This is a genomic window from Enterobacter sp. 22466 (assembly GCF_052044775.1).
GTDB lineage: Bacteria > Pseudomonadota > Gammaproteobacteria > Enterobacterales > Enterobacteriaceae > Enterobacter > Enterobacter dissolvens.
Window position 1 is genome coordinate 83016 of the sequence record NZ_JBQENX010000011.1, and the last position, 11719, is coordinate 94734.

The window sequence follows — 11719 nt, forward strand, 5'->3', positions numbered from 1 at the left end:
TTCCTGGTAGTTAAGCGACTTCGGCACTCGCACGGTAGTGTGCTTCGAGATGCGCGAAGGTGGAGTCCGGGACAATCTCCCGGATCCGGGAAAACTGCTGAGTCTTGAGCAAGCGGCGCACTTCCGACGCCGAAATGGCGTTGCCGGTGGCCTTGATGCGCGGCATTTCCACCACCTCAATCTGCGGGCTCAGCAAGGCGTGCAGCGTCTGGTTGTACTGACGGGTGATATCGCAAAACGGCTCGGAGCCGATAAAACGATGGGTAATGCCCAGCGCCGGCGCGATAAAGTCGCGGAAGATCAGCACGTCGATTTCGCTCCACGCCTGCTGTACTTTGCCGGTCTCTTTCAGGAAGTAGGCCGGGAAGGTGGCGCGGGAGATGATGTACTGCGAGCCTTCGTGCACGGTCACATTTGGCAGATGCGCGACGCCCGCACGCACCATTGCGAGGCGCGCGCTGAACGGAAAGAACGAAGCATCTTCACGCACCACAAACAGGTGCAGGGCGTCACACTGCATCGCCGCCTGCTCCACCAGATGACGGTGGCCGAGGGTGAACGGGTTGGCGTTCATCACTATCGCGCCAGTCTTCTCCCCGCCCTTGCGCATCCTGCCCAGGGAACGGCAGTAACGCTCGATCCCCTGCGGAGTGTTCTCCATCAGCACGGCGTTGTTGCCGCTCTGGGCAATTGGCCAGAAGCCGCTGCGGGCAAAACGCGCCTTATTGCACGGGCGCGTGCAGAGGAAGAGGTGAAAATGTCCGCGCTCCAGCGCCGCATTCTGCACCTCCGCCAGCAAGCGCGCGCTAAGGTTCTCGCCGCGAAGCTGCTCATTCACGGCCACACACTTGATAACGTTGGCGGCCAGCCCGGCGCAACCCACCAGCTGCGCGCCGGACCAGGCTTCGACAAACAGCGTGATGTCGTTGTCCAGGCCCAGGCCGCTGTCTGCCAGCAGGTAACGGATCTGGCTTAAGCGTTCCGGGTGTTTCGCCACCAGCGTGTGGCGAAAATCGATGGGTTGACTGTTCATGCCGCCTTTCTCAGTGTGCCGCCGCAAGCCCGGTAGCTGGCGCTTCCACAATCACGTTGCTCAGATGACCGATATGCTCGATCTCCACTTCAATGCGATCGCCCTCTTTCATAAACAGCGGTGGATTACGCTTTTTCCCCACCCCGCCCGGGGAGCCGGTGATGATCACGTCGCCCGGACTTAAGCGGGTAAAGGTGCTGATGTACTCGATCAGCTCCGCAACCTTGTGGATCATGCTGCTGGTGTTGTCTTCCTGCACCATGCGGCCGTTTAGCCAGGTGCGGATCGCAAGCTGATGCGGGTCCGGGATCTCATCGGCCGTGGCCATCCACGGGCCAAACGCGCCGGTCTGACGCCAGTTTTTACCGGCAGTGAACCAGGTGTGCTGCCAGTCGCGGGCGGAGCCGTCCATGTAGCAGCTGTAGCCCGCCACGTGGTGCAGCGCCTCGTCGCGGCTGATGTTTTCCCCGCCTTTGCCGATGATCACCGCCAGCTCGCCTTCGTAGTCGAATTCGCTGGAGTGGCGCGGCTTCAGCACCGGTTCGTTGTGGCCGGTCTGAGAATCCGGGAAGCGCACGAACAGCGTCGGTGCCGGGTTGTGCTGGTCAAACTCCTTGCGCTTGTCGGCGTAGTTCATGCCCACACAGAGGATTTTTTCCGGCTGCTCAATCACCGGTAAGAAGGTGATGGCGCTCATCGGCACGTCCACAGCATCGTTCAGGTAACGGGTGGCCTGCGCCAGTCCGTTACCCTGCAGCAGCGCTTTGAGGTCGCTGTAGCGGTCGCCGAGACGGCGACCTAAATCGATCACACCTTCGGCCTGGACGATGCCGTAGCTGCGTTTTCCCTGGTATAAAAAGCTTGCGAGTTTCATTGTTCTTTCCTGAAAACTTAAACGAGGAAGTTGCCCAGAATCAGCAGTGAGATAGAGACGTTAATCGCGCCGCCGATACGGGTAGCAATCTGGGCGAAGGGCATCAGGCTCATACGGTTGCCTGCGGTCAGGATCGCCACGTCACCGGTGCCGCCCTGGCCGCTCTGGCAGCAGGAGACGATGGCGACATCAATCGGGTGCATACCAATCTTTTTGCCGACGAAGAAGCCGGTCGCCACCAGCGAAGAGACGGTACTGATAATCACCAGCAGGTTAGTCAGCGTGAAGGCCGCGACCAGTTCATGCCATGGGGTGATCGCCACACCCACCGCGAAGAGAATGGGATAGGTCACCGAGGTCTGGAAGAATTTGTACACCACCTGAGAGCCTTCCAGCAGACGCGGAGAGGCACCGTTGCAGAGCTTCACCAGCACCGCCATAAACAGCATGCCAACCGGCGCAGGCAGACCAATCAGCTTATGGCCGAGCATGCCCAGCATGTAGAGCAGCACCGCCAGCAGCGCACCGGAGGCGATGGTGGTGACGTCCGCTTTGCCGGAGAACGCAGGTTGAGAAACGGTGGCATCGGCATTCGCGCGGTTCGGCATCAGTTGACCTTCACCGGTCAGGTGCGGATAACGCTTGCCCAGCTGGTTCAGACAGCCGGAGATGATGATGGCGGTCAGACCGCCGAGCATCACCATCGGCAGCACGCGACCGAGCGCCACGCCCTGATCCATGTGCAGCAGGGTGGCATAGCCGATGGAGAGCGGGATTGCCCCTTCGCCCACGCCGCCCGCCATAATCGGCAGAATGATAAAGAAGAAGATCTGGAACGGCTCAAGACCCAGTGCCAGACCCACGCCCATCCCCACCAGCATGCCGACGATCTCGCCGCACAGCATCGGGAAGAAGATGCGCAGGAAGCCCTGAATCAGCACCGTGCGGTTCATGCTCATGATGCTGCCGACAATGATGCAGCAGATGTAGAGATAAAGAATGTTGGTGGATTTGTAAAACTTAGTGGTGGATTCCACTACCACATCCGGCAACAGGCCGTAATAGACCAGCGCGGAAGGGATAAAGGTGGCGCAAATTGCCGCCGCGCCGAGCTTACCGACAATCGGCAGGCGTTTGCCAAACTCACCGCAGGCAAAGCCGAAGAACGCCAGCGTCGCCACCATCACCACGATATCGCTTGGCAGTTTTCCGCCCAGACAATCAATGGCAATCAGCGCGCCCGCCAGGACAAACAGCGGCAGAGGAATAATCCCGATTTTCCAGGTATCCATAATATGCCACCAGCGCTCTTTGAGCGATGGCCGCTGAATATCAATCGGGTCGTGGGTAACAGAGAAAGAATCGTCAGTTGTGCTCATAATAAGCCCCTTGGTTATTTTGTGCGTTCAGCTTAGAGTCACAAAGGCTTACTTTATGTGAGGAATGGCATATTAAAAGCGAAGTTTTAATGGCAGCTATGGTTTTAATGGTTTCTTTTATTTAATGTGATTTGCCCCTTATTTATTGCCGTGGTTTTTATGGTTTCTTTTCTAAATTGAACAAACAAATAACATTTAACTGTGCGCAGTTAAGCGCGAAAGCCTTTCAGATAAATCTTTTACAGCCCTTGCTGTGCAAGGGATCACAAGTTTTCTGCAAAGCGGGCATCCGCATGAAAAAAGATGATATATTGGCGATCTTCGTTGATACCACGCGTGATAGTTATGAAAGTATCGTTTCAGATTAAGCTGTTTGTTTCGCTGGTTGTCTTTTTCTCAGTGCTTTTTGCGCTACTGGGAGGATATTATTATGTCGACGTTGGCCGACAGCTTTATCAGGAAATGAGTGCACGCGCAAAAATACAGGCTGAAGAGATCGCGCTTATTCCGTCATTGCGAAAAGAAGTCGAACAAAAAGATATCAACGCCATTCACGATTTTATGCAGAAAATAGCCACCCACAGTGACGCCAGTTTTATTGTGATTGGCGATAACAAGGGGCTGCATCTGTTTCATTCCGTTTTTGCAGACAGAGTGGGTCATACGCTGGTCGGAGGCGACAACGAAGAGGTGCTGCACGGCAAAAGCACCACCACCATCCGCAAGGGAGGACTGGGCATTTCGCTGCGCAGCAAAGCGCCCATTTTTAACGATGCCGGTCAGGTGGTGGGGATTGTCTCGGTGGGCTATCTCACCAGCTACCTTGATACCATCACCGTCAGTAAAGTGGTCAACATCCTGATTGCCGCCGTACTGCTACTGCTTGCCCTCTTTATCTTCTCCTGGTTCTTTACCCGCAGTATCAAGAAGCAGATTTTCTCCCTGGAGCCGAGAGAGATCGGTCTGCTGGTGCGCCAGCAGAAGGCGATGATGGAGTCCATTTATGAAGGGGTGATCGCCATTGACGATGAACGGCGAATTGAAGTGATCAACCAGGCGGCGCGCAAACTGCTGGGCCTGAGCCAGCCTGCCCGGGAACTGCGCGGGCAGTTGATAAACGAGGTGATCGATCCGGTGCCGTTCTTCGAAACACAAACCATGCTCGCCAAAGACACCCATGACGAGATTTGCCGCTTTAACGATCTCACGGTGATCGCCAGCCGGGTGCGCATCATGCTTGAGAACTCGCTGCAGGGCTGGGTGATCACCTTCCGCGATCGCAACGAGATCGACTCGCTCAGCGCCCAGCTCAGCCAGGTCAAACGCTATGTCGATAACCTGCGCATCATGCGTCACGAGCAGCTAAACCGGATGACCACCCTCTCCGGTCTGCTGCATATGGGCCGTTATGAGGAGGCGATTGGCTACATTCAGGCGCAGTCGGAACACGCCCAGGAGCTGCTGGACTTTATCTCTTCGCGCTTCAGCTCCCCGACCCTGTGCGGCCTGCTGCTGGGGAAAGCCGCGCGGGCGCGAGAGAAAGGCGTGGAGCTGAATTTCGACCCGGCCTGTCGGCTGGACAGACCGTTCCAGGCGCTGCCTGAAGAGGCGCTGATTTCAATCATTGGTAACCTGCTGGATAACGCCATTGAAGCGACGCAGCGCTCACCGCTTCCGCACGCTCCCGTGGAAGTGCTGATAAAACTGAGCGAACAAGAACTCATCATCGAAGTGGCCGATCAGGGCGTGGGCATTAAACCGGAGATCCGTGACAGGATATTTGAGCGCGGCATCACCACCAAAACGCGCGGCGATCACGGCATTGGTTTGTATCTGATCGAAAGCTATGTCACACAGGCAGGCGGTGCAATCGAGGTTGCCGATAACACGCCGCGGGGGGCGATTTTCTCACTGTTCATCCCCGCCACGGGAACCGCCCGGCATCCCGCACAGGAACAGGAAAATACCGATTATGCAACATGAACTTATCGACGTACTGATTGTTGAAGACGAGAACGAACTGGCGCAACTGCACGCAGAGCTGATCGGCAAACATCCGCGTCTGAGACTGGTGGGGATTGCCTCGTCGCTGGCGCAAGCGCAGATTGAGCTTGAAAGCAAACAGCCGCAGCTGATGTTGCTGGATAACTACCTGCCGGACGGGAAAGGTATCACCCTTATCAGTAACCCCATGCTCGCCCGCGCCAACTGTTCGGTAATTTTCATCACCGCCGCCAGCGATATGGACACCTGCAGCCAGGCCATTCGTAACGGGGCGTTTGATTACATCCTGAAGCCGGTTTCCTGGAAGCGGCTCAGCCAGTCGCTGGAGCGTTTTGTGCAGTTTGCTGAGCAACAGCGGGTCTGGAAGATTGTCGACCAGCAGAACGTCGATTCCCTCTATCAGCTACAGGCGAAAAACTACCGTCAGGACAACGGCAGCAAAGGCATTGAGGAAAATACGCTGGCGCGAGTGCAGACGCTGTTTAACGACAAGGCGACACACTGTTTTACGGTGGATGAGGTGGTAAGCGAAACGGGGTTGAGTAAAACCACCACCCGGCGCTATCTGGAGCACTGCGTGGAGGCAGGTTTTCTGACGGTGGAGATGCTGTACGGCAAGATTGGGCATCCGCGGAGGATGTATAAACGTAGTGCGGTTTGAAGAAAAGTTCCCTCTCCCTGTGGGAGAGGGTTAGGGTGAGGGCAACAGCCCGCACTATCTCAATACATACCCATAAAGCCGCTTAATCCCGTCGGCATCCTTTTCGCTGTATACGCCCTGCAGCTCCGGCGAGAAGCCCGGCAGCAGGTTAATCCCCTCTTCCAGCGCCAGGAAGTAGCGCTGCACCGCCCCGCCCCAGACTTCGCCCGGCACCACGCAGAGCACGCCTGGCGGATATGGCAGCGCGCCTTCGGCGGCAATACGGCCTTCTGCATCACGGATGCGCACCAGCTCCACGTTCCCGCGAATATACGCCTGATTGGCATCCTGCGGATTCATTACCACCGCGGGCAGGCTCTCCTTGCGGAACATCGCTTTCTGCAGATCTTTCACATCAAAACTGACGTAAAGATCGTGCATCTCCTGACACAGCTGGCGGAGTGTGTAATCCCTATAGCGCACCGGGTATTTCTGGTAGATGGTCGGCAACACGTCCGCCAGCGGCGTATCGTCTTCAATATGCTGTTCAAACTGGCCAAGCATCGCCACCAGCTGCGCCAGCTTCTCGCTGCTTTCGGCAGGCGTCAGCAGGAAGAGGATCGAGTTGAGATCGCACTTCTCCGGCACGATGCCATTTTCCCGCAGATAGTGCGCAAGGATGGTCGCCGGAATACCGAAATCAGTATATTCCCCGGTTTCAGCATCGATACCCGGCGTGGTCAGCAGCAGCTTGCACGGATCGACAAAATACTGATCGCGGGCATAACCCTCAAATCCGTGCCATTTCGCGCCCGGCTCAAAGCTGAAGAAACGACGTTCGCTGGCGATGGCCTGAGTGGGATGATCCTGCCACGGACGGCCTGCCACCACTGGCGGAATAAACGGTTTGATCATATGGCAATTTGCAATGATCGCCTTACGCGCTTCAATCCCCAGCTCGACGCACTCCGCCCACAGCCTGCGTCCGCTCTCCCCTTCGTGAATTTTTGCGTTCACATCCAGTGCCGCAAACAGGGGATAAAACGGGCTGGTGGAGGCATGCAGCATAAACGCGTTGTTCAGGCGCTTGTGTGGACAGAAACGCGCCTGGCCCCGGATGTGGTTATCCTTTTTATGGATCTGCGAGGTTTGCGAGAACCCGGCCTGCTGTTTATGCACCGACTGGGTCACGAAAATGCCCGGATCGTTCGCGTTCAGCTCCAGTAACAGCGGGGAGGTTTCCGCCATCATCGGAATGAACTGCTCGTAGCCCACCCAGGCGGAGTCAAACAGAATGTAGTCGCACAGATGGCCGATCTTGTCGATCACCTGACGGGCGTTGTAGATCGTGCCATCGTAAGTACCCAGCTGGATCACCGCCAGGCGGAACGGGCGGGTCTCTTCTGCCTTCTCCGGCGCCACGTCGCGGATCAGATTGCGCAGGTACGCGTCGTCAAAGCAGTGTTCGTCAATGCCACCGATAAATCCAAACGGGTTACGCGCCGCTTCCAGATACACCGGCGTCGCACCCGCCTGAATCAGCGCCCCGTGATGGTTGGACTTGTGGTTATTGCGATCAAACAGTACCAGATCGCCACGGGTCAGCAGCGCGTTGGTCACCACCTTGTTGGCCGCCGACGTACCGTTCAGCACGAAGTAGGTTTTATCCGCATTGAACACTTTCGCAGCGAACTTTTGCGCATGCTTGGCGGAACCTTCGTGGATCAGCAGATCGCCGAGCTTCACGTCGGCATTGCACATATCGGCGCGAAAAACGTTCTCACCAAAGAAGTCATAGAACTGTCGTCCCGCCGGGTGTTTTTTGAAAAACGCCCCGTGCTGGTGGCCCGGACAGGCAAAGGTGCTGTTGCCCATTGCAACATACTGGCTCAGGGTGTCGAAAAACGGCGGTAACAGGTTCTCTTCGTAACGACTGGCGGCAGATTCCAGTTCCAGGAACTCCTGCGCTTTACCCGAGATGACAGCCGTGGCGCCCTCGGGCACGTCCGTCGGCTCTTGCGAGAATAGATAGACCGGTAAATGAAAGCCCGTGCGTTTCAGCAACGCAAGAATGCCGCTGCGACTCTCCGCGAGCGTAATGACGACTGCCGCCACATCGGTGAAATCAGTGTTATCCAGCGTCACCTTTTCGCGATGCGTGGACACAGTGGAAACCAGCTCACGGCTGACGGCGATTTTCATGGTTTTCATAGGCGCTATTACCCTCACCGAACGGTGAGACAGGGAGGAGAAAATTCGCGCAATAATGTCACCTTTTATTTTGAGGTGCAAGAAGGAATCAGTATGCACTTCACCACCCAAAGCTAAGCCTAAATGAGCGCTGGCGTGTCATAATCATGCAATACCAATGATTAAGTAACAGGAGTTTTCCGTGGTTATCGGGCCATTTATCAACGCGGGTGCCGTATTGCTGGGCGGCGTACTCGGTGCAGTGTTAAGTCAGCGATTACCGGAGCGTATTCGCGTCTCTATGCCCTCCATTTTCGGCCTGGCCTCACTCGGGATTGGTATTCTGCTGGTGATCAAATGCGCTAACCTGCCGGTTATGGTACTGGCCACCCTGCTCGGGGCGCTGATTGGCGAGTTTTGTTATCTGGAAAAGGGGATTAACAACGCGGTCAGCAAAGCGAAAAACCTGATAGCCCGTCCGGGCAAAACCAAACACGGTACCCACGAGACGTTTATTCAAAACTACGTTGCCATCATTATTCTTTTTTGCGCCAGCGGGACCGGGATTTTCGGTTCGATGCAGGAAGGGATGACCGGTGACCCCAGCATTTTAATCGCGAAGGCGTTTCTCGATTTCTTCACCGCTACGATTTTTGCCACCACGCTCGGGATCGCGGTGGCCGCGATTTGTGTGCCAATGCTGCTGATTCAGCTGGCGCTCGCCACCTGCGCCACCCTGATCCTTCCGCTGACCACGCCCGCGATGATGGCGGATTTTACCGCCGTTGGCGGTCTGCTCCTGCTGGCAACAGGACTGCGCATCTGCGGAATCAAGATGTTCGCGGTCGTGAATATGCTGCCCGCCCTGCTGCTCGCCATGCCGCTTTCCGCGTTGTGGACCCACTTTTTCGCTTAGGATTACGACGAACTGGTGAGAGATTGTGCAGTCTGTAACGAAAACAACATTTTTCGTTGACGACGGAGAGTGAATCGGGTTTAATGCGCCCCGTTGCCCGGATAGCTCAGTCGGTAGAGCAGGGGATTGAAAATCCCCGTGTCCTTGGTTCGATTCCGAGTCCGGGCACCAAATTCATATCAACGGACCTCCACGGAGGTCCGTTTTTGCATTCTGAACCCACAAAAATCAACACCTCTACTATCCCTTAACTCCACCCAACTCAATCAACTTCAACCCGCATCAAGTCCCTTGCGAGGGTACAACTGAGGGTATAGTCTGATTCGATAAAATTTATACCCCTTTTACTATCAGGAGACCCCAACAATGGCGCTCACTGACGCTAAAATCCGTGCTGCTAAACCGGATGAAAAATCTTACAAACTTGCCGACAGCGGCAACATGTTTTTGCTCGTTCATCCTAACGGCTCCCGCTACTGGCGGCTCCGCTACCGGTTTCTGGGTAAAGAGAAAACGCTCGCTCTGGGTGTCTATCCTGAAGTCTCGTTATCAGAAGCGAGGGAAAAGCGTGATTCGGCGAGAAAGCTGATAGCAGAAGGAACCGACCCGTGCGAACAGAAACGGATCAAAAAATCTGTGCCTGAAACAGCTCAGACATTTGAAGCCATCGCAAGACAGTGGCACATGAGCAACAAAAAATGGTCTGAATCACACAGTGAGAAGATACTGAAAAGCCTCGAGACGCATGTTTTCCCCTTTATCGGCTTACGCGATATTACCACCCTCAGGACTCCCGATTTACTTGTCCCCGTTAAGGCCGCCGAAACTAAAGAAATATATGAAATTGCCGCCCGCCTTCAGCAGCGTATCACCGCCATCATGCGTTATGCTGCCCAGTCAGGCATTATCAGCTATAACCCTGCCGTGGATATGGCTGGCGCATTAACGACAGTGAAGCGTCAGCACCGCCCGGCACTTGCACTGAACCGAATCCCGGAACTACTTGAACGTCTCAATACCTATCAAGGACAACCTCTTACCCGACTGGCAACCCGGCTTACTCTGCTTATTTTCATCCGCTCCAGTGAGCTCCGCTTTGCCAGATGGCATGAAATCGACTTTGAAAACGCCATGTGGACCATTCCTCCGGAGCGAAAACCTATTGAAGGGGTTAAGTACTCACATCGTGGCGCTAAAATGCGTACAGAACATCTGGTCCCTCTCTCCAGGCAGGCACTGGATATTCTGAAACAAGTACATACCATCAGCGGTGACCATGAGCTGATATTTACAGGTGACCACAATCCATGGAAGCCCATGAGTGAAAATACGGTGAACAACGCATTACGTCTGATGGGCTACGATACAAAGGTCGATGTCTGTGGTCACGGTTTCCGGGCAATGGCCTGCAGTTCGTTGATTGAGTCAGGATTGTGGTCCAGGGATGCAGTAGAACGCCAGATGAGTCATCAGGAACGTAATGGCGTCCGTGCGGCTTATATTCATAAAGCGGAGCATCTGGAAGAACGAAGGCTAATGCTGCAGTGGTGGGCTGATTTCCTTGATGCCAGTCAGAATAACGTCATTTCTCCCTTTGAATATGCAAAAATGAATGCGCCGGAATAAACCGGAGCTGATGGTGCCTCACTGCCATGTTTTAAGACCATGAGTGCAGACCTCACGGTCTGCACTCATGGTCTGTCTTTTTATTTTTTCTGTATGGTCAGGGAGGAAATAAAGCGTTCAGTCATGCCGCCATCGCATGGCTGGCAACGCCTGCAAATAACGCAGCAAGCGTAGTTTTCAGAAAAACATTTTTCAAAATTGAAATGTCCCTATGTGTAATATATTGCAAATGAGTTATAAGATAGAAATAAAAAAACAACCTGATTGCATTTTAATTGCAGGGACTCTGAGGTAGACTAAAAAAAATAAAAACCATCATTTATGCCAAGATAAATCTCATTTCCATTGAGAACCTATCCCATTCGAATTTCATCCCAGACAATAAGGCCGCATGAACGCATAAGTCAGTCACACCAGTAATCCTCCCCATTTTATTTTTTGTAGGGAAAATATGGTGAGCTTCTGAGGGCAAAAAAAATAACTTAAAAAAACAATTAGCGTTACAATTCATGATACTGCACAAAATGAGACTTCATTTTCAATACCACTTATTACAGATTATAAATGCATCGAATCAAAAAGAATTTTCTCATGTACAGAGAGCCGCTCACGGTCATAATTGGCAAAATAAAGCACACTACCCGTAGCATTAATTGCACTCCCCGACATACTCACCATGGCATCGCTAAAACGCCCCTCATTCAGCGCATCAAAGATATCCAATGCAAACAAAGCACTTTCACGTAAAGATGATGTAGCCTCCGACTTCGTTCCGGCATGAACTTGTCTGACATTGTCAGAAATGCCTCTAAAAGCTCGCTGACTAAGACCAACACCCATATGTTGCAAAACCCTGTTAATGCAACCTACTGCTGGGATATAGACCGAACCGGGGGTATAGTTATCATCAACCACTGTTGCTAACATGTCTCGGTGTGTCATCTTCTCAACATCATTACCAGGCATATTTTACCCTCAGTAAACTCAACCTCAAAAGAGGTGATTATATAATGCTATCGTTTAATGGATAACTATCCAGACAGCGTCACAAATCAAT

The 11719-nt window shown here is 53.9% G+C and carries 9 protein-coding genes and 1 tRNA gene; 5 read left to right on the top strand and 5 right to left on the bottom strand.

Annotated elements, in window-relative coordinates; genetic code table 11:
• Positions 1–10 precede the first annotated feature (10 nt).
• The 3 genes from citC to ACTJJI_RS22800 are packed head-to-tail and all read right to left on the bottom strand — an operon-like array spanning position 11 to position 3286.
• The gene (citC, locus tag ACTJJI_RS22790) at positions 11–1033 is read right to left on the bottom strand and encodes a [citrate (pro-3S)-lyase] ligase (protein ID WP_046888619.1); all 1023 of its coding nucleotides are present in this window, start codon (positions 1031–1033) and stop codon (positions 11–13) included.
• A gap of 10 nt (positions 1034–1043) precedes the next feature.
• Positions 1044–1907: a fumarylacetoacetate hydrolase family protein gene (locus ACTJJI_RS22795; protein WP_014833237.1), complete on the bottom strand. Its 864-nt coding sequence runs from the start codon at positions 1905–1907 to the stop codon at positions 1044–1046.
• Between the two features lie 17 nt (positions 1908–1924).
• Entirely contained in the window at positions 1925–3286 is a 1362-nt protein-coding gene (locus ACTJJI_RS22800; RefSeq protein WP_013098685.1) for a 2-hydroxycarboxylate transporter family protein, read from the bottom strand.
• A 345-nt stretch (positions 3287–3631) separates the two neighbouring features.
• Here ACTJJI_RS22800 and ACTJJI_RS22805 point away from each other — a divergent pair, with 345 nt between their 5' ends.
• Positions 3632–5269, top strand: a complete 1638-nt coding sequence (locus tag ACTJJI_RS22805; RefSeq protein WP_047361324.1) for an ATP-binding protein — start codon at positions 3632–3634, stop codon at positions 5267–5269.
• Positions 5259–5951 carry a response regulator gene (locus tag ACTJJI_RS22810; protein WP_440655629.1) on the top strand — a complete coding sequence of 231 codons (693 nt, stop codon included), beginning with the start codon at positions 5259–5261 and terminating at the stop codon, positions 5949–5951. The genes ACTJJI_RS22805 and ACTJJI_RS22810 overlap by 11 nt, the downstream gene beginning before the upstream one ends.
• 54 nt (positions 5952–6005) lie before the next feature.
• On the opposite strand, the gene ACTJJI_RS22815 is transcribed toward ACTJJI_RS22810, so the two are convergent.
• Entirely contained in the window at positions 6006–8141 is a 2136-nt protein-coding gene (locus ACTJJI_RS22815; RefSeq protein ID WP_046888622.1) for an ornithine decarboxylase, read from the bottom strand.
• Positions 8142–8322: 181 nt separating this feature from the next.
• Between ACTJJI_RS22815 and ACTJJI_RS22820 the strand changes: the two genes are divergently transcribed.
• The 3 genes from ACTJJI_RS22820 to ACTJJI_RS22830 all read left to right on the top strand — a co-directional run bounded on the left by ACTJJI_RS22820 (position 8323) and on the right by ACTJJI_RS22830 (position 10662).
• Positions 8323–9036, top strand: coding sequence for a DUF554 domain-containing protein (locus ACTJJI_RS22820; protein ID WP_014833242.1), 714 nt, complete (start codon positions 8323–8325; stop codon positions 9034–9036).
• 95 nt (positions 9037–9131) lie between these two features.
• Positions 9132–9207, top strand: a tRNA-Phe gene (locus tag ACTJJI_RS22825).
• 195 nt (positions 9208–9402) lie between these two features.
• On the top strand, positions 9403–10662 hold the full coding sequence (locus ACTJJI_RS22830) for a tyrosine-type recombinase/integrase (RefSeq protein ID WP_440655632.1): 1260 nt from the start codon (positions 9403–9405) through the stop codon (positions 10660–10662).
• 558 nt (positions 10663–11220) lie between these two features.
• On the opposite strand, the gene ACTJJI_RS22835 is transcribed toward ACTJJI_RS22830, so the two are convergent.
• Positions 11221–11628 (bottom strand): hypothetical protein, encoded by a 408-nt coding sequence (locus tag ACTJJI_RS22835; RefSeq protein ID WP_440655634.1) that lies wholly within the window; start codon positions 11626–11628, stop codon positions 11221–11223.
• Between the last annotated feature and the right edge of the window lie 91 nt (positions 11629–11719).

Excerpts from the sequence above, each read along its gene's own strand:
- ACTJJI_RS22810 (WP_440655629.1), top strand. The coding sequence starts at position 5,259 with ATGCAACATGAACTTATCGACGTACTGATTGTTGAAGACGAGAACGAA.
- ACTJJI_RS22815 (WP_046888622.1), bottom strand. The coding sequence starts at position 8,141 with ATGAAAACCATGAAAATCGCCGTCAGCCGTGAGCTGGTTTCCACTGTG.
- ACTJJI_RS22835 (WP_440655634.1), bottom strand. The coding sequence starts at position 11,628 with ATGCCTGGTAATGATGTTGAGAAGATGACACACCGAGACATGTTAGCA.
- ACTJJI_RS22805 (WP_047361324.1), top strand. The coding sequence starts at position 3,632 with ATGAAAGTATCGTTTCAGATTAAGCTGTTTGTTTCGCTGGTTGTCTTT.
- ACTJJI_RS22830 (WP_440655632.1), top strand. The coding sequence starts at position 9,403 with ATGGCGCTCACTGACGCTAAAATCCGTGCTGCTAAACCGGATGAAAAA.
- citC (WP_046888619.1), bottom strand. The coding sequence starts at position 1,033 with ATGAACAGTCAACCCATCGATTTTCGCCACACGCTGGTGGCGAAACAC.
- ACTJJI_RS22795 (WP_014833237.1), bottom strand. The coding sequence starts at position 1,907 with ATGAAACTCGCAAGCTTTTTATACCAGGGAAAACGCAGCTACGGCATC.
- ACTJJI_RS22800 (WP_013098685.1), bottom strand. The coding sequence starts at position 3,286 with ATGAGCACAACTGACGATTCTTTCTCTGTTACCCACGACCCGATTGAT.